This window comes from Klebsiella terrigena, assembly GCF_012029655.1.
In the GTDB taxonomy this organism is placed as follows: Bacteria; Pseudomonadota; Gammaproteobacteria; order Enterobacterales; family Enterobacteriaceae; genus Klebsiella; species Klebsiella terrigena.
The window spans coordinates 4419062-4436102 of sequence record NZ_CP050508.1 but is presented as its reverse complement, the minus strand read 5'-3'; the positions used below and the strand labels follow the sequence as shown (position 1 = coordinate 4436102).

16 protein-coding genes are annotated in these 17041 nt (G+C 59.3%); 4 read left to right on the top strand and 12 right to left on the bottom strand.

Translation table 11 applies throughout. The annotated features are described in order from the left end of the window. Positions 1–84 precede the first annotated feature (84 nt). Together thiL and pgpA are read left to right on the top strand one after the other, a co-directional pair. A complete protein-coding gene (thiL, locus tag HCK03_RS20805; RefSeq protein ID WP_041144292.1) occupies positions 85–1062 on the top strand; it encodes a thiamine-phosphate kinase in 978 nt (325 codons plus the stop codon). Next, entirely contained in the window at positions 1043–1555 is a 513-nt protein-coding gene (gene pgpA, locus HCK03_RS20800; protein ID WP_166793766.1) for a phosphatidylglycerophosphatase A, read from the top strand. Before thiL ends, pgpA begins: the two co-directional genes overlap by 20 nt. Before the next feature lie 58 nt (positions 1556–1613). On the opposite strand, the gene HCK03_RS20795 is transcribed toward pgpA, so the two are convergent. The 4 genes from HCK03_RS20795 to xseB form a co-directional block, all read right to left on the bottom strand. Beyond that, entirely contained in the window at positions 1614–2588 is a 975-nt protein-coding gene (locus HCK03_RS20795; RefSeq protein WP_135185128.1) for an aldo/keto reductase, read from the bottom strand. Positions 2589–2655: 67 nt separating this feature from the next. Continuing rightward, positions 2656–4518 (bottom strand): 1-deoxy-D-xylulose-5-phosphate synthase, encoded by a 1863-nt coding sequence (gene dxs, locus HCK03_RS20790; RefSeq protein ID WP_123550986.1) that lies wholly within the window; start codon positions 4516–4518, stop codon positions 2656–2658. 18 nt (positions 4519–4536) lie between these two features. After that, positions 4537–5436, bottom strand: coding sequence for a (2E,6E)-farnesyl diphosphate synthase (ispA, locus tag HCK03_RS20785; protein ID WP_115193457.1), 900 nt, complete (start codon positions 5434–5436; stop codon positions 4537–4539). Beyond that, a complete protein-coding gene (gene xseB, locus HCK03_RS20780; RefSeq protein ID WP_041144297.1) occupies positions 5437–5679 on the bottom strand; it encodes an exodeoxyribonuclease VII small subunit in 243 nt (80 codons plus the stop codon). Positions 5680–5963: 284 nt separating this feature from the next. On the opposite strand from xseB, the gene thiI reads away from it, so the two are divergent. Then, positions 5964–7412, top strand: a complete 1449-nt coding sequence (gene thiI / locus HCK03_RS20775) for a tRNA uracil 4-sulfurtransferase ThiI (RefSeq protein WP_041144298.1) — start codon at positions 5964–5966, stop codon at positions 7410–7412. Between the two features lie 111 nt (positions 7413–7523). On the opposite strand, the gene yajL is transcribed toward thiI, so the two are convergent. After that, a complete protein-coding gene (gene yajL / locus HCK03_RS20770; RefSeq protein WP_041144299.1) occupies positions 7524–8117 on the bottom strand; it encodes a protein deglycase YajL in 594 nt (197 codons plus the stop codon). Next, complete coding sequence (panE, locus tag HCK03_RS20765) at positions 8080–8991, bottom strand: 2-dehydropantoate 2-reductase (protein WP_167692123.1); 912 nt, start codon at positions 8989–8991, stop codon at positions 8080–8082. The genes yajL and panE overlap by 38 nt, the downstream gene beginning before the upstream one ends. Before the next feature lie 198 nt (positions 8992–9189). Here panE and HCK03_RS20760 point away from each other — a divergent pair, with 198 nt between their 5' ends. Beyond that, positions 9190–9681, top strand: a complete 492-nt coding sequence (locus HCK03_RS20760; RefSeq protein ID WP_041144301.1) for a YajQ family cyclic di-GMP-binding protein — start codon at positions 9190–9192, stop codon at positions 9679–9681. A gap of 27 nt (positions 9682–9708) precedes the next feature. On the opposite strand, the gene HCK03_RS20755 is transcribed toward HCK03_RS20760, so the two are convergent. The 6 genes from HCK03_RS20755 to HCK03_RS20730 all read right to left on the bottom strand — a co-directional run bounded on the left by HCK03_RS20755 (position 9709) and on the right by HCK03_RS20730 (position 17040). Continuing rightward, on the bottom strand, positions 9709–11073 hold the full coding sequence (locus tag HCK03_RS20755; protein WP_167692122.1) for an MFS transporter: 1365 nt from the start codon (positions 11071–11073) through the stop codon (positions 9709–9711). A 156-nt stretch (positions 11074–11229) separates the two neighbouring features. After that, positions 11230–12408 (bottom strand): Gfo/Idh/MocA family protein, encoded by a 1179-nt coding sequence (locus HCK03_RS20750; RefSeq protein ID WP_167692121.1) that lies wholly within the window; start codon positions 12406–12408, stop codon positions 11230–11232. Positions 12409–12746: 338 nt separating this feature from the next. After that, positions 12747–14111 (bottom strand): MFS transporter, encoded by a 1365-nt coding sequence (locus tag HCK03_RS20745; RefSeq protein ID WP_041144304.1) that lies wholly within the window; start codon positions 14109–14111, stop codon positions 12747–12749. A 10-nt stretch (positions 14112–14121) separates the two neighbouring features. Next, positions 14122–14940 carry a sugar phosphate isomerase/epimerase family protein gene (locus HCK03_RS20740; RefSeq protein ID WP_167692120.1) on the bottom strand — a complete coding sequence of 273 codons (819 nt, stop codon included), beginning with the start codon at positions 14938–14940 and terminating at the stop codon, positions 14122–14124. A 65-nt stretch (positions 14941–15005) separates the two neighbouring features. Next, a complete protein-coding gene (locus tag HCK03_RS20735; RefSeq protein ID WP_167692119.1) occupies positions 15006–16709 on the bottom strand; it encodes an FAD-dependent oxidoreductase in 1704 nt (567 codons plus the stop codon). Positions 16710–16719: 10 nt separating this feature from the next. Beyond that, complete coding sequence (locus HCK03_RS20730) at positions 16720–17040, bottom strand: NIPSNAP family protein (RefSeq protein ID WP_004099512.1); 321 nt, start codon at positions 17038–17040, stop codon at positions 16720–16722. Position 17041 lies beyond the last annotated feature (1 nt).

Genomic DNA, 17041 nt, shown 5'->3' with positions numbered 1-17041 from the left:
CTTTGCAGGACTCATCCTCGTGAACCCGGCCTTAGAGCCTATTTCGGTAGGCTCTCATTTTTTTCTTTTGCTGAGGCATAACGTATGGCATGCGGCGAATTCTCCCTGATTGCCCGTTATTTTGATCGCGTAAAAAGCATGCGTCTCGATGTGGAAACCGGCATTGGCGACGACTGCGCACTCCTGAACATTCCCGAGAAAAAAACGCTGGCAATCAGCACCGACACCCTGGTGGCGGGCAACCATTTCTTACCTGATATCGATCCTGCCGATCTGGCCTATAAAGCGCTGGCCGTTAATCTGAGCGACCTCGCGGCGATGGGCGCGGAGCCGGCGTGGCTAACGCTGGCGCTGACGCTGCCGGAGGTGGACGAGGCGTGGCTGGAGTCCTTCAGCGATAGCCTGTTTATGCTGCTCAACTATTACGACATGCAGCTGATCGGCGGTGATACCACCCGCGGTCCGCTGTCGATGACGCTGGGTATCCACGGCTTTGTGCCGCCGGGACGCGCCCTGAAGCGCTCCGGGGCGAAGCCCGGCGACTGGATTTACGTGACCGGTACGCCCGGCGACAGCGCCGCGGGGCTGGCAATACTGCAGGAGCGGCTGGCGGTGGGTGACGCCGCCGACGCCGACTATCTGCTGGCGCGCCATCTGCGCCCGATGCCGCGTGTGCTGCAGGGCCAGGCGCTGCGCGATCTGGCGAGCTCGGCTATCGACCTCTCCGACGGCCTGGTCTCCGATTTGGGCCATATCCTCAAAGCCAGCGGCTGCGGGGCGCGCATCGATCTTGACGCGATGCCGCTATCCGAGGCGATGCAGCGTCAGGTTGAGCCGGAGACGGCCCTGCGCTGGGCGCTTGCCGGCGGCGAAGATTATGAGCTGTGCTTTACCGTACCGGAGCTCAATCGCGGCGCGCTCGACGTGGCTATCGGCCAGCTCGGGGCGCGATTTACCTGCATCGGGCAGGTTTGCGCCGAAGCCGACGGCCTGCAGTTTTTGCAGGCAGGTAAGGCGGTGAAGCTTGATTTAAAGGGGTACGATCATTTTGGTGCGCAGTAAAGATAGTGCAAAAAGTCGGCTGAACCTGCTTAACCCCTGGCATCTGCTGGCGACCGGCTTCGGTAGCGGGCTAAGCCCCATCGTTCCCGGAACCATGGGGTCGCTGGCGTCGATTCCGTTTTGGTACCTGATGACGTTTTTGCCCTGGCAGATCTATTCGCTGGTGGTGATGATGAGCATCTGTATTGGGGTCTATATCTGCCACCGCACGGCGAAAGATATGGGCACTCACGATCACGGCAGCATCGTCTGGGATGAGTTTGTCGGGATGTGGATAACCCTGATGGCGCTGCCGACTCTCGACTGGCAGTGGGTGGCCGCCGGATTCGTCATTTTCCGCATTTTCGATATGTGGAAGCCGTGGCCGATTCGCTGGTTCGACCGTAATATTCACGGCGGAATGGGGATCATGGTCGATGATATCGTCGCCGGCGTGATTTCGGCGGGCGTGCTCTACGCCATAGGCCACCACTGGCCGATCGGCCTTATCTGACGGCATAACCCCGGCGGCGCGCTGTCTGCCGGGGTTGCGGCTTAACGCCGTCGGCGGGCTATTTGAATCCGACCACCGGATGCGGCCTGTACGGGGCTTCCAGCTTTTCTACCTGCTCCGGCGTCAGCGTTAAATCGACGGCGTTCAGCAGTTCATCCAGCTGATCCTGACGCGAGGCGCCGATAATCGGCGCGGCTACGCCGGGCTTGCTCAGCAGCCACGCCAGCGCCACCTGCGCCCGTCCGACGCCCAACTCCTCCGCCACTTCCGCGAGATTCGCCGCGATCAGCTCATCGTTGCTATCGCTGGCGCTATACAGCGACTGGCCAAACTCATCGGAGACCAGCCGCGCGGTGGTTTCTCCCCACGGCCGGGTGAGACGGCCGCGCGCCAGCGGGCTCCAGGGGATGACCGAGACCCCTGCGCGGTTGCACAGCGGCAGCATCTCGTTCTCTTCTTCGCGGTATATCAGGTTGTAATGATCCTGCATGGTGACGAAGCGTGCCCAGCCGTGACGCTCCTGCAGCTCCAGGGCCTGGGCAAACTGGCGGGCATGCATCGACGAAGCGCCGATATAGCGCGCCTTACCCGCCTTAACCACCTCGTTCAACGCTTCGAGGGTCTCTTCGATCGGCGTGGTGTAATCCCAGCGGTGGATTTGCAGCAGGTCAACATACTCCATTCCCAGGCGCCGCAGACTGTCGTCGATAGAGCGCAGGATTTGCGCCCGGGAGAGGCCTTCCGGCAGATCGCCCACCTGGTGGTAAACCTTGGTGGCGACCACCACTTCGTCGCGGCGGGCAAAGTCGCGCAGGGCGCGGCCAACGATCTCTTCGCTGCTGCCTTCGGAGTAGCTGTTGGCGGTATCAAAAAAGTTGATGCCGCCTTCCAGAGCGCGCTGAATCAGCGGGCGGCTGCTCTCTTCCGGTAGCGTCCAGGCGTGTTTGCCCCGATCCGGCTCGCCGAAGGTCATGCAGCCAAGGCAAAGTCGGGAAACCCGGAGGTCGGTCGCTTCTGGGGTGATATATTGCATAGCTGCGCTCCTGCTCTTTGCTTAATGGAATTCCTTTAAGCATAGCAGGAGCGCTATCGGGGAGGGATCAGGCCAGCCAGGCGTTGATTTTGGCTTCGATACCGGCGGCATCGAGACCGAGGTCGACGTGAACTTCTTCCTGGGTTCCCTGGGGAATAAAGAAGTCCGGCAGACCGATATTCAGCACCGGCACCGCGCGGCGATGCGCCATCAGCAGTTCATTAACGCCGCTGCCCGCGCCGCCCATGATCGCGTTCTCTTCCAGAGTGACCAGCGCCTCATGCCCGGCGGCCAGCTGCAAAATCAGCGCGTTATCAAGCGGTTTCACAAAGCGCATATCCACCAGGGTAGCGTTGAGCTTGTCCGCCACCTGAGCGGCTTCCTTCAGCATGGTACCGAAGTTAAGGATCGCAATTTTCTCGCCTTCGCGCTTCACCACGCCCTTGCCGATCGGCAGCGAGGCCAGCGGCTCCAGCGTCGCGCCGGTACCGGTTCCGCGCGGATAGCGCACCGCGCTTGGGCCGTCGCCGTAGTGATAGCCGGTATACAGCATCTGGCGACATTCGTTCTCGTCGCTCGGCGTCATGATGACCATCTCCGGAATACAGCGCAGGAAGGAGAGATCGAAGGCGCCCTGGTGCGTCTGCCCGTCGGCGCCGACGATGCCGGCCCGGTCGATGGCAAACAGCACCGGCAGCTTCTGGATAGCGACGTCGTGAATCACCTGATCGTAGGCGCGCTGCAGGAAGGTGGAGTAAATGGCCACCACCGGCTTATAGTCACCGATAGCCAGCCCGGCGGCAAAGGTCACCGCGTGCTGCTCGGCGATAGCCACATCGAAATACTGGTCAGGGAATTTTTTCGAAAATTCGACCATCCCCGAGCCTTCGCGCATGGCCGGCGTCACGGCCATCAGCTTGCTATCTTTCGCCGCAGTTTCGCACAGCCAGTCGCCGAAAATTTTCGAATAAGAGGGCAGGCCGCCGCTGCTTTTTGGCAGCACCCCGCTGGTATGGTCAAATTTCGGCACCGCGTGGAAGGTGATCGGGTCTTTTTCCGCCGGCTCATAGCCGCGGCCTTTTTTGGTCATAATATGCAGGAACTGCGGCCCTTTCAGATCGCGCATGTTCTTCAGCGTATTGACCAGCCCGAGCACGTCGTGACCGTCCACCGGCCCGATGTAGTTAAAGCCCAGCTCTTCAAACAGAGTCCCGGGAACCACCATGCCTTTGATATGTTCTTCGGTGCGTTTGAGCAGCTCTTTAATCGGCGGAACGCCTGAGAAGACCTTCTTGCCGCCTTCGCGCAGGGTCGAGTACAGCTTTCCGGAAAGCAGCTGCGCGAGATGATTATTCAGCGCACCGACGTTCTCAGAAATCGACATTTCATTGTCGTTCAGCACCACCAGCAGGTCGGGTTTGATATCGCCCGCGTGGTTCATGGCCTCAAACGCCATCCCGGCGGTGATCGCCCCGTCGCCAATGACGCAGACCGCGCGCCGCTGCTTGTCTTCCTTCGCGGCAGCAATGGCGACGCCAATGCCCGCAGAAATGGAGGTCGATGAGTGTCCGACGCTCAGCACGTCATATTCGCTTTCGCCGCGCCACGGGAACGGATGCAGCCCGCCTTTCTGCCGAATCGTGCCGATTTTGTCACGGCGGCCGGTCAGAATTTTATGCGGGTAGGCCTGGTGGCCAACGTCCCAAATCAGGCGGTCGAAAGGGGTGTTATAGACGTAGTGAAGCGCCACGGTCAGTTCGACCGTGCCGAGGCCGGAGGCAAAATGCCCGCTGGAACGGCTGACGCTGTCCAGCAGATAGCGCCGAAGTTCGTCGCACAGCTTCGGCAGGCTATCTTTCGGCAACAAACGCAGCTCCTGGGTGGAATCTACCAGCGCCAGGGTCGGGTATTTGGCAATATCAAAACTCATCAGAGACTCATTTATTGTTTATTTATCACGCTGAATTATGTAATTCGCGAGCGCTTCCAGTGCCGTTGTATCCAGAGATTGCGCGGCCAGCTCATTTAGCGACCGGCGGGCGTCTTCAATCAGGCCGTGCGCTTTGTTTCGGGCTTGCTCAAGACCCAGAAGCGCGGGGTAGGTACTTTTGCCCAGCTGCTGATCGGCTCCCTGACGTTTGCCAAGGGTCGCAGTATCCCCTACCACGTCAAGAATGTCATCCTGGACCTGGAAGGCGAGGCCGATATTTTCCGCATAGCGATCGAGCGCCGGAAGCGCCGCACGGCCGCGTTCGCCGGCGCTCAGGGCGCCCATGCGTACCGCCGCGCGAATCAGCGCCCCGGTCTTATGGCGATGAATGCGCTTGAGCGCCTCAAGGTCAACCTGATGGCCTTCGGCTTCGAGATCCAGCGCCTGACCACCGCACATCCCGGCAACGCCGCTGGCCTGCGCCAGCTCGGAAACCATCGCCAGCCGGTCGCGATCCGGTACTTCCGGCATCGCCGCATCACTGAGTATAGAAAACGCCAGCGTTTGTAGGGCATCTCCGGCAAGAATTGCGTTGGCTTCGCCAAATTTAATATGGCAGGTAGGCAGGCCGCGACGCAGATCGTCATCGTCCATGGCCGGCAGATCGTCATGCATCAGCGAATAGGCGTGGATGCATTCAACGGCCGCGGCCGGCGCGTCCAGGGTTGCACGGCTGACGCCAAACATGTCACCGGTGGCGTACACCAGGAAGGGGCGCAGGCGCTTGCCGCCTAATAATGCGCCGTACTGCATGGCTTCTACCAGCGGAGTGTTCTGAAACGGCAGCGGCGCGAGAAAACGGCGCAGCGCGTCGTTGGCCTGCTCAACGCAGGCCTGAAGCTGTTGCGGGAAATCCATCTATTCAGCGTCCGGTGTAAAAGGCGTCAGCGGCGTATCTTCGCTCTCTGCCAGCAGAATTTGTACGCGCTGCTCGGCCTGCTGCAGCTTTGCCTGTCCCTGACGTGCCAGCTGCACGCCGCGCTCAAACTCGCCGAGCGCTTCTTCTAACGGCAGAGCGCCGCTTTCCAGACGATTGACGATCTGCTCCAGCTCGCTCAGGGCGGTTTCAAAGCTGGCAGGGGCCTCATTTTTCTTTGGCATAGTGAATATAGACTCTTGTTATGTCGCGACAGCAGTATGGTAACGAAGTCACGTGGTTAAGCAAATATGCGCCTTATCCGGCAAGCGGCCTGGCCTAAGCCTGATGCGCTCCCGGCGAACGTATCGTCCCGACTGCGGCTGATGATTTAGCGTAAAACACGCAATGCCAGGTGAAAAGCTTCCATTAGTGGTATACTTCGCGCCCTGGATGCAGGCACCGCGGTGCACTGCAGTACATCTTTTGCTTAAAGCCCTGTCGGGCTTGCCAACGAACTATTGTCGCCATGAAGTTTATCATTAAATTGTTCCCGGAAATCACCATCAAAAGCCAATCTGTGCGATTGCGCTTCATTAAAATCTTAACCGGGAACATTCGTAACGTTCTCAAAAACTATGATGAGACGCTCGCCGTCGTTCGTCATTGGGATCATATCGAAGTTCGCGCGAAAGACGAAAATCAGCGTCCGGCTATTCGCGATGCGCTGACCCGAATTCCCGGTATTCACCATATTCTCGAAGTCGAAGACGTCCCCTTCACTTCGCTGCACGATATTTTCGAGAAAACGCTGCCGCTGTGGCGTGAGACGCTGGAAGGCAAAACCTTCTGCGTGCGCGTGAAGCGTCGCGGTAAGCATGAGTTTACCTCTATCGAAGTGGAACGCTACGTCGGCGGCGGCCTCAACCAGCATATCGAGACCGCCCGCGTTAAGCTGACTAACCCGGATATCACCGTCAATCTGGAGATCGAAAACGATCGCCTGCTGCTGGTGAAAGGGCGCTATGAAGGCATCGGCGGTTTCCCTATCGGCACCCAGGAAGACGTGCTGTCGCTGATTTCCGGCGGCTTCGACTCCGGCGTTTCCAGCTACATGCTGATGCGTCGCGGCTGTCGCGTGCACTACTGCTTCTTTAACCTCGGCGGCGCGGCGCACGAAATCGGCGTTCGTCAGGTTGCGCACTACCTGTGGAACCGCTTTGGCAGCTCCCATCGCGTGCGTTTTGTGGCGATTAACTTCGAGCCGGTAGTCGGTGAGATCCTCGAAAAAGTTGACGATGGCCAGATGGGCGTCGTGCTCAAGCGCATGATGGTTCGCGCGGCCTCGCAGGTAGCCGAACGCTACGGCGTGCAGGCGCTGGTGACCGGCGAAGCGCTGGGCCAGGTATCCAGCCAGACGCTGACCAACCTGCGGCTGATCGATAACGTCTCCGATACGCTGATTCTGCGTCCGCTGATCTCTCACGATAAAGAGCACATCATCAACCTGGCGCGCGAAATCGGTACCGAAGATTTTGCCCGCACCATGCCGGAATACTGCGGCGTGATCTCGAAGAGCCCGACCGTGAAGGCGGTGAAGGCGAAGATTGAAGCGGAAGAGCAGAACTTCGATTTCAGCATCCTTGAGAAGGTGGTGGCGGAAGCCAACAACGTCGATATTCGCGATATCGCTCAGCAGACTCAGCAGGAAGTGGTGGAAGTTGAAACCGTCAGCGGTTTTGGCCCCAACGACGTGATTCTGGATATTCGTTCGGTTGACGAGCAGGATGAGAAACCGCTGAAGGTCGAAGGCGTCGAGGTGGTTTCGCTGCCGTTCTACAAGCTGAGCACCCAGTTTGGTGACCTCGACCAGAGCAAAACCTGGCTGCTGTGGTGCGAGCGTGGCGTAATGAGTCGCCTGCAGGCGCTCTATCTGCGCGAACAGGGCTTTGAGAACGTGAAGGTCTATCGCCCGTAGCCCGCGAAGCGTGACGGTCACCCCGTCAAGCGCCGCCCGGCGCGAGCGGGGGAAATCCCGGATAGCGGCAGCGATGCCTTATCCGGGCGACCGAGCCTGACCCGTCGCGGATCAGGCTTCGTAGTAGTTATATATTCCCGCCGGTATTATCAGCTGTGAAGCGACCTCGTGCGCCTTTTCACGACTGACCAGCAGATCGATCATCTTGAGCGCAAAATCAATCGCCGTTCCCGGCCCCTGGCTGGTGAGCAGGTTAACCCGTGGGTCCCAGACGACGCGCTTATCCTGCCACTGCCCGACGGGAATTTGCTCTTTCAGCGCCGGAAAGCCGGTCATGTTGCCGATGGGGAAAAGGTTGTGCGGAACCAGCACCGTGGCGGCAGCGGCGCAGATGGCGGCGACGATCCGCCCGGAGAGGTGAAACTGCCGGACCGTTTCGACCAGCAGCGGGCTATCGCGAAAGTATTCCGCGCCTTTGATGCCGCCGGGCAGAACGATAATGTCATAGTCGCCGTCGGCAACTTCGACCAGCGGCGCATCGGCCAGCAGCTTAACGCCGCGCGAGCAGACAACGGTCAGGCTGCCGTCGCCGGCGACGCTGGCGGTGGTAACCTGCACGCCGCCGCGTACTAATAAATCGATAGCGGTGACCGCTTCCGTCTCTTCGCTACCAGGGGCGAGGCAAATCAGTGCCGACGCGCTCATATTCATTCTCCTTACGCTTGACCAGTTCAAACATGCGGGCGTTTTCCGGTACGGCAAGGCCGTGGGCGCGGGCGCGCTTGAGCAGAAAACCGGTGATATAGTCGATTTCCGTATGACGCTGAGCGCGGATATCCTGCAACATCGAAGAGATATTTTCTGCCGTACTTTCAATTACCTGATGGACATAAAATAGCAGGTTTTCCGGCGATGTATGTATGCCTTCGCGCTCCATCACCGCGGCGACTTCCCGGCAGATAGTCTCTACTTCCCCCGCCGCATCGTGCAGGTCGCCGTTTTTACAGTTTCGTAGCGCCGTCAGCGGATTAATCACGCAGTTGACCGCCAGCTTGCTCCAGAGCGCCGGCTGAATATTATTGTGCCAGGCCACGTCGGGCAGGATGTTTTGCAGCGTATCGGCAAGCACGCTGTAATCCTGCGGATAGCCCTTCGCCGGGCCAATATGGGTGGTCCCGTTAGCGACGTGAACGATAACGTTGCCGTCGCGCCGCGCGGCCTGGGTGGTCGACGCCAGCAGCAGGGGCTGGGTGACGCCTTTGAGCTCGTCGACGGTGCCCATTCCGTTATGGATAAGCAGTATCGGGGAGGAGGCGGGCAGGCGCTCGGCGAGGTTCTTTACCGCCGTAGAGACCTGCCAGGCCTTCAGGGTAACCAGCAGCAGGTCGCTGCTGGCGAGAAAATCGGGATCGTTAGCGGTTAACGATTCGTTGAAAATGCTGCCGTCACTCTCGACCAGATTGACGCTGCAGAAAGGCTGTGGGACGCGCAACCACCCCTGGACTTCGTGTCCATGTTTACACAGCGCGGTCAGCCAGAGCTGCCCAAGCGCACCGCATCCGAGTACGGTTACCTTCATTAATCCTCCTCACCTGCGACAATCCCAGGCACTCATAACTAAAGTATATACTCGTTGTCCTTCCTGCTGCAGCCAATGCCGCCGCGGCTGGAAAAACCTGGAGCATAGCGCCGTTAGCTATGCTTGCGGGATAACCAGTTGAGTTATGCCGTGTTGCAGGTATTATGCAACGCAAAAGAAACGAAAGGAGAGGAAAAGATGCCATCTTTCGATATTGTCTCTGAAGTCGATCTTCAGGAAGTTCGAAACGCCGTAGAGAATGCGACCCGTGAAGTTGAATCGCGTTTTGATTTTCGTAACGTGGAAGCCAGTTTTGAGCTGAACGAAAAAAATGAGACCATCAAGGTTCTCAGCGAGTCTGATTTCCAGATTAACCAGCTGCTGGATATTCTGCGCGCTAAGCTGCTGAAGCGCGGCATTGAGGGCAGCTCTCTCGAGGTGCCGGAAGAGTTCGTGCACAGCGGTAAAACCTGGTTTGTCGATGCCAAACTGAAGCAGGGCATTGAGAGCACGATGCAGAAAAAAATCGTTAAGCTCATCAAAGACAGCAAGCTGAAGGTGCAGGCGCAGATTCAGGGCGAAGAGATCCGCGTGACCGGCAAGGCGCGTGACGATCTGCAGGCGGTAATGGCGCTGGTGCGCGGCGGCGATTTAGGCCAGCCGTTCCAGTTCAAGAACTTCCGCGACTAATAAAAAAGCGGGTTATCCCCGCTTTTTTTAACTTCCTTTTATCGCCTGCTCAACCTCGAAGCGATTGGTCAGCTTGCTGTCGATTTTGACGTAGACCGAACGCTCTTCGGCAACCACCAGCGCCTGTTTCACCCCGTCGAGTGTCAGCAGACGCGTCTGCAGCGAATCATCTACGGCCACCTCACCCGGGATTTCAATTCTCAGGCTGCTGACGTACGGCGGCTCGCTCATCGTTCCGGCCACCAGTAGCCACAGCATCGCCAGCAGCGCGCCGAGCAGGAACACGGTCTGCGAATCGAAGAAGCCGTCAACCCAGCCGCCGAGCGCGCCGCCAATCGCCACGCCGAGAAACTGGCTGGTGGAGTAGATGCCCATCGCGGTGCCTTTGTACCCGGCCGGCGACTCTTTGCTAATCAACGACGGCAGCAGCGCTTCCAGCAGGTTAAAGGCGAGGAAGAACAGCTGAACCCCCGCTACCAGCTCCCAGAAGTATCCGCCCGCGCCCCACAGGACGATTTCGGCGACCAGCAGCAGCGCAACGCAGAACACAAAGACCTGCTTCATCTTGCGCTTCACTTCGGCATAGATGATAAACGGCACGACCGAGACAAAAGAGATAAGCATGGTCACCAGATAAATCTTCCAGTGCTCAGCGGCGGGGAAGCCTGCGGCCTCCAGCTGGCCGGGAAGGGCGACGAATGTCGACATCAGCATGATGTGCAGGCACATAATGCCGAAATTGAGCTTCAGCAGCTTTGGCTCGGCGAGCACTTTGCTAAAGCAGCCTTTTACCATGCCTGATTCGCGGTTCAGCACGTGATTATGGCTGTTGGGCACCACCCACAGGGTGAGCAGAATGCCTATTGACGCCAGTCCGGTGATCATCCAGAACAGGGCGTGCAGGCCCAGCTGGTGGGTGACTATCGGCCCCAGTACCATGGCGATAGCAAAGGTTACGCCGAAGCTGACGCCAATAAAGGCCATCGCTTTGGTGCGGTTCTGCTCGCGGGTTAAATCGGAAAGGAGCGCCATGACCGCAGCGGCAATCGCCCCGGAGCCCTGCAGCGCCCGGCCGAGAATAATGCCCCAGATGGAGTCGCTGAGCGCGGCGATAATGCTGCCAATAACGAAGATCAGCAGTCCGCCTACGATCAGCGGCTTGCGGCCGATGCGGTCGGAAAGCAGGCCAAACGGGATCTGAAACAGGGCCTGGGCCAGTCCATAAATACCAATCGCCAGACCGATAAGCGCCTCGCTGGCGCCCTGTAATGCCATACCGTAGGTGGTGAGAACCGGCAGAACCATAAACATGCCGAGCATACGCAGCGAGAATACGGTTCCCAAACCCCAGGTCGCGCGCAGTTCGCCTGGCGTCATTTTGTTATCGTTCATTACCACCTCAATCTAAAAACTGCGCATAGTGTAGTGGGGGGAGCCGGAAGCGTAAATAAATGTTTGTTTAACAGATATTACCGGTCTGTTGCGCGGCGAGGTAAGTGCGGTAGAAATAAAGAAACCGGTGGAGGAAGCCCCACCGGGATGCAGCATTTATTGTAAATTAAAGTCAACCCACTGGCCGCCGGCGTCGGCGGATTTCACGCATTGTTCAACCCAGTAGACGCCGTGCAGGCCGGCCTCGACGTTCGGGTACCAGAAGTCTGCCAGCAGCTCAGCGTCGCCGCGATCCGTCGCATCCATGGCGATAGCGAAGCGGCGGTAGAGGTTTGCCCAGGCTTCGAACAGGCCCTCAGGATGGCCGCCGCCGATGCGATCGTCCGCCAGCGCCTCTCGGCTGAGGTAGGGCATTCCGCGCTCAAGGACCCGTGCCGGTTCGCCCTGCACCTCGTAGCTGAGCTGGTTGGGGCGCTCATCCCACCATTCGATACTGGCTTTTTCACCGACCACGCGTACCTTTTGCGAATGCATGGCGCCGCTGTTGATCGCGCTGGTCCACATCGAACCGACCGCGCCGTTGTCGTACTCCATCAGCACGAAGGCGTTATCTTCCAGCGGCGCCCTGGACTTAACGAAGCTCTGGCGGGCGCACATTAGGCGCTTAATGCTGATCTGCGGCACCATAGTTTCGGCGATAAACAGCGGATGCGTTGCGAGATCGCCCAGCACGTAGCTCGGGCCCGCGTACTCCGGCGTCACCCGCCAGCGGGTCGATTCCGCCTGCAGCTCGACCGCTTCGTTGTGAAAACCGTGGGCGAACTGCATGGTGATCACCCGAATCTGGCCGAGCAGCCCTTCGGCGATCATCTGCCGCGCCTGCTGGACCATCTGATATCCGGCATAGCCGTAGGTGACGCCGACGATTTTGTTTTGCCGGCGGCTCAGCGCCAGCAGCTCGTTGGCTTCGGCGGCGGTAAAGCACAGCGGTTTTTCGCAGATAACGTGCAGCCCGGCTTCCAGCGCGGCTTTGGCGATCGCAAAGTGGGTATTGTTTGGCGTGGTGACCGACACTGCCTCGACGCCATCGGGACGCAGCGCCTCCTCGCGGAACAGGGTTTGATAATCGGCGTAGCAGCGCTCTGGCGCGATGCCGAGCTGCTGGCCAAACCGGCGTCCGCGTTCGGCATCGATATCAAGCGCGCCCGCCAGCAGGGTAAAGACGTCGTCGCGCAGCGCCGCAGAGCGGTGGCTGTAGCCAATCTGGCTGGTGCCGCCGCCGCCGACCATCCCCCAGCGCAGGGAACGGGGCAGGGGTTTCATGCCGTTTAACATGGAGCTCTCCTTTCAAAAACACGGGTGTCAGAGGGGACGTTGAGTGATTCCTGCCGCTTGCGCCGTCGACGGGCATATTTCGGCCTCCACATTATGGAATTGTTTATTTCACTTTATTGTTAATTTGAAATTTATTTTTCGTTTGTGCGAGGCCGATCGAAAAATGGCCGCACTCCGGTGAGATACGGACAGGAGATAGTGTGAGGTGTTACGTAAGGCGGTGCGGCTTGCTGCCGCACCGCCTGCTTCTCAGACCGTACGCATGGCGGGCTGATGGAGGGCCGCAGTATGCCAGGAGGCAGCGGCTCCGACGGCAATAGCGGGCGTAGCTGTTTTATTCACGATGCGCTCCCGGCTGCGGCGGGTGATGCGCTATCGTCGGCGTGGGGAGAATCGGCAAACAGCTCTTTGGCAATCAGTCCAGCCACGGTCAGGGCCGCCGGAATACCGAGGATCAAAAAGACGCTTTCGAAGCTGAGGTTTAGCGCCATCATTTCGGCACCGGCAAAGGCGCTGATAATAGCCCCGACGCGGCCGATGCCGTGCATCCAGCTGGAGCCGGTGGCCCGCGCCTGGGTCGGATAAAAACGCGCAGAGAGCGCGTTCATTCCGGTATTGCCGCCGTTCAGACAGGCCCCGCTAATAAAGGCCAGCAGGCACAGAAGAGTAAAGCTGGCCGCGGCATAGCCCATTGCCATGGTAAACAATCCGCCAACGGCAAAAATAACCGCCAGCGCACGGTGCGGGTTAATGCGGTCCATCAGCCAGCCGGCAAACAGCGAGCCGAGGGTCCCGCCGGCCTGATAGATGGCGGTCATTATTGCCGCCTGGCTTACCGTCATGCCGACCTCTTTAACCAGCGTCGGCAGCCAGCTACCCAGCAGATAAACCAGAAAAAGTCCCATAAAATAGACCAGCCACAGCATCAGCGAGCCGAAGCGATACCGGCGGGAGAGCACGATGCGCATTGCGCTGCCGCTGACGGGCTGCGCTGGCAGGGTAAACTCCGCGTCATCGGCGATTTGCCCGGGATAAAGCCGCCGCAAAATCGTGCGGACCCGCGCGGCAGGAGCGCCCTTAATCACCAGAAAACGCACCGATTCCGGCAGCTTCCAGATAAGCACCGGCGCAAACAAAATAGGCAGCACGCCGCCTAAGGCCATTAAGGAGTGCCAGCCAAAGCGTGGAATCAACCACGAGGCGGAAAATCCTCCTGCCGCCGCGCCGAAGGTGAAGCCGCAAAAGATAATCGTAATAATGAACGATCGCCGCCGCTCCGGCGCATATTCTGAGACCAGAGTACCCATATTCGGCATCGCAGCCCCCAGCCCGAGCCCGGTCATAAAGCGGAAGAAGATCATCTGATCGATATTTTGCGAAAATGCGGTAGCGATGGTCCAGAAGCCAAAGAAAAAGACGCTGTTAACGATGATTTTTTTCCGCCCCAGCCAGTCGGCAAGCGGGCCGGAAAAAATAGCGCCCAGCGCCAGGCCAATCAGCGCGGCGCTAATGACAAAGCCGAGCTCATGGTTGGTTACTCCCCACTCCTGCTTCAAGGTAGGGGCGATAAAACCCATAATCGCGATATCAAAACCATCCAGCGCGATCACGCAGAAACCTAAGAAAACCACCAGCTTCTGATAGCGGCTTAAGGGGTTATGGTTAATTAACTCTCTGACATCCAGGCGTTGAGTCTGTGTCATAGCGCGTCCCTCAGACGGATGGCTGCAGATAGGACTGCGCGGCATTGAACAGCAGCTGCGCGCGCTCAAGTGCGGGTAAGGCGCCCCGCTCACCGCTTAACGGCACCTCGAGCGAGACGGCGAGCGTCGCGGGAAGGGCTGCCATCAGACCCGATAGATCGAGGCCGCCCTCGCCGGGAACGTTACGCGCGGCGCGGGCCTGATGGATAAGCTCCTGCTCATTGTTTGGGAGTGCTGACGGAGCGTCACACAGCTGCATATAGTTCAGGTAATGGTGCGGAAGGCTGGAGAGCGTCTCGAGCGATTCGCCTGCTCGCCAGAAATGGATGGCGTCGATCAGAATACCCACATCCGATCTGCCGCTGGCGCCAATCACGCTGCGGGCGTCGGCAATAGTACGCAGGCAGGTCCAGGGCATGGGTTCGAGATTCATCGTTAAGCCATACTCTTTACCCGCCTGCGCCAGCGCCGCGAGGCTCTCCGCGCTGCGGTTCAGATGGCTATCATTGCCGGCGACCAGCACCTGTTTTGCCCCCAGGCGCTCGGCGGTCTGCATAAACAGATGCAGCTGCGCATCCAGAGCAAAGTCTGGCGTCAGGCGAACAATTTCAACATCGGAAACATGAATACCGGTATCGCGCAGCGCGGCTAAGGTTTCGCGAACGGTGGCGGTATCGCCGAGCATGTCGTAGTTTGGGTCGGATGGCGTGGCGGGAAGTAGCCGCAGTCCGACGTGAGTAAAGCCGGTTTGAGCGGCAATCCGCACCTGTTCCGGCGGCGAAACATCCAGCACGGTCAGGGCGGCGAGTGACAGGGTACGCATGTTCATAAAGACTCCAGTACAGTGGCAGGCGGTTGTAGTTATGTAGACGACCTTCCCGGGTTAGTTTTAATTTACTGCATTGTTTTATCTATATTTTCTGTCAAATGTTTACCCACAATATAACCAAAGGTCATCGCCGGACCGAGCGTAATACCGCCGCTGGGATAGTATCCCCGCATCACGCTCGACATATCGTTACCGATGGCGTACAGGCCGGCGATGGGCTGCTGCTGTGCGTCCAGCACGCGAGCCTGTTCATCGGTTTTCAAGCCGCTAAAGGATCCGAGTGAACCCGGCAGGATGCGAACCGCATAGAAAGGAGGGCGACTCAGCGCGCCTAAGGTCGGGTGGTGAGGATTGGCAGCGTCGCCCTGGGCCTGGTTATAGGCCGAGGCTCCGCGCTGGAATTCATCGTCCCTGCCGCAGGCGGCGAAGGTATTAAAGCGGCTGATGGTCTCCTTCAACTGGGCGCTATCGATAGCGCATTTTTCTGCCAGCGCCTCCAGCGTCTCGCCTGACTGCAGGTAGCCGGTGCGCAGCCATGCCCTGGCTGAGAAAGGGGCTGGACGAGCCTGGCCTAGTCCATAGCGGCGCAGTGCCAGGCTGTCGGCAAGCAGCCACGCCTGCGGAGTTTCTCCAGGCGGCGTGGCTTCCAGCAGGGCGGCAATAAAGTCGTGATAGGAGTCAGCTTCGTTGGTGAAGCGCTTGCCGTTGGGCAGTACGGCGACAAACCCCGGCTTAGCACGTTCAACCAGGTGCGGGAACGGCAGCTGCAGGCCGCTGGCGAGGGTGACGCGGGAAACCGGCGCCCAGGCCATCGCGTGTCTGAGCGAGTCGTCAAACTGGCCGCCGACCGACTCTCCCAGGCGGATCCCATCCCCTTCATTGCCCGGCGGGGCGGCCGAGAAGTGGCCGTAGCCGCTTGCCGCGTGGGCGACATGCTGAGCCAGGCGCTGCTTATCGTGGGGGAAGCCGCCGCAGGCGAGAATAACCGCATTGGCGCTGACCTGAACCTGACCCTCATCGCTGCGTAATACCGCGCCGGTCACGCCGGCTGCTGACGTTAAGAGGCGTTCTACCGGCGCATTCAGCTGGAAGTTAACGCCGGCATCCAGAGCCGCGCGCAGCAGGCGCGCCACCAGCGCGTTACCGTTGACCAGATGCCGTCCGCGACCGTGGCGTAAGCGCTGCCAGACGTGGCGCAGCAGGCGCCGTGCGGCATACAGCGCAGAACGCGGAGAGCGCGTGGCGTTAAAGAAATGCGCCATGTCGGCGCCGCCAGCAATCCCCATTCCCGCAAGGCTGATTGTCTCGAGCGGCGGCCTCAGTCGATGCAGCCAGTCACCGAGCAGGCGGCCATCAAACGGCTGGGCGGTGACGGAACGTCCGCCCTGCGCGTAGCCTGGCGAGTCGTGAAAATCAGGCATCCGGCTGCCGGAAATAAACTGCACTACCGTGTTGTGGCGAAAGAAATCGATCATTTCCGGGCCGTAGCGCAGAAAAGTGAGCAGGCGGGCATCGGCGGGTTGCCCCGCCATTTCGTGTTGAAGATAGGTGAGCGGCACGCTGGCGTCCTCTTCGATGCCCTCCTCGCGGGCCAGCGGATTGCGGGGGATCCACAGCCAGCCGCCGGACCAGGCGCTGGTGCCGCCAATCACCGACTCTTTTTCCGCCACCAGCACGCTGGCGCCGTTGAGGGCGGCGGTGACGGCGGCTGAGAGACCCGCCGCACCGGAACCGACAACCAGCACATCTACTTTCACATGCCTGCTCATCTATGACTCCTTATTGCAGCGGTGAAAAATCGGTAGGGCGCAGCAGAACGGACTCCAGGCGCTCGACGGCCGCCAGCTCGCGGTTTTTGCGAGAGAAGGTGAGCCAGCGTTCGTCCTGCGCCATGCGCGCGCGGCGCACCAGGCGATCGTCAAGACTTTCATAAGCCCAGATATGCACCACCTGATTAACGACGCCAATCTCGGTAAAGAAGAAGCCAATCAACTTGCCGAGATGTTCGGTTTGTACTGCGTAGGCATCGCTTTTATAGAGCGCCAGCCAGTCGGCCATTTTTAATGGGTTGATGGTGTAGGTACGTTTTTCGTAGATCATG

Bases quoted from the DNA above. Each gene is read 5' to 3' on its own strand.
- thiL (WP_041144292.1), top strand. From the start codon at position 85: ATGGCATGCGGCGAATTCTCCCTGATTGCCCGTTATTTTGATCGCGTA.
- HCK03_RS20795 (WP_135185128.1), bottom strand. From the start codon at position 2,588: ATGCAATATATCACCCCAGAAGCGACCGACCTCCGGGTTTCCCGACTT.
- dxs (WP_123550986.1), bottom strand. From the start codon at position 4,518: ATGAGTTTTGATATTGCCAAATACCCGACCCTGGCGCTGGTAGATTCC.
- ispA (WP_115193457.1), bottom strand. From the start codon at position 5,436: ATGGATTTCCCGCAACAGCTTCAGGCCTGCGTTGAGCAGGCCAACGAC.
- xseB (WP_041144297.1), bottom strand. From the start codon at position 5,679: ATGCCAAAGAAAAATGAGGCCCCTGCCAGCTTTGAAACCGCCCTGAGC.
- thiI (WP_041144298.1), top strand. From the start codon at position 5,964: ATGAAGTTTATCATTAAATTGTTCCCGGAAATCACCATCAAAAGCCAA.
- yajL (WP_041144299.1), bottom strand. From the start codon at position 8,117: ATGAGCGCGTCGGCACTGATTTGCCTCGCCCCTGGTAGCGAAGAGACG.
- panE (WP_167692123.1), bottom strand. From the start codon at position 8,991: ATGAAGGTAACCGTACTCGGATGCGGTGCGCTTGGGCAGCTCTGGCTG.
- HCK03_RS20760 (WP_041144301.1), top strand. From the start codon at position 9,190: ATGCCATCTTTCGATATTGTCTCTGAAGTCGATCTTCAGGAAGTTCGA.
- HCK03_RS20755 (WP_167692122.1), bottom strand. From the start codon at position 11,073: ATGAACGATAACAAAATGACGCCAGGCGAACTGCGCGCGACCTGGGGT.
- HCK03_RS20750 (WP_167692121.1), bottom strand. From the start codon at position 12,408: ATGTTAAACGGCATGAAACCCCTGCCCCGTTCCCTGCGCTGGGGGATG.
- HCK03_RS20745 (WP_041144304.1), bottom strand. From the start codon at position 14,111: ATGACACAGACTCAACGCCTGGATGTCAGAGAGTTAATTAACCATAAC.
- HCK03_RS20740 (WP_167692120.1), bottom strand. From the start codon at position 14,940: ATGAACATGCGTACCCTGTCACTCGCCGCCCTGACCGTGCTGGATGTT.
- HCK03_RS20735 (WP_167692119.1), bottom strand. From the start codon at position 16,709: ATGAGCAGGCATGTGAAAGTAGATGTGCTGGTTGTCGGTTCCGGTGCG.
- HCK03_RS20730 (WP_004099512.1), bottom strand. From the start codon at position 17,040: ATGATCTACGAAAAACGTACCTACACCATCAACCCATTAAAAATGGCC.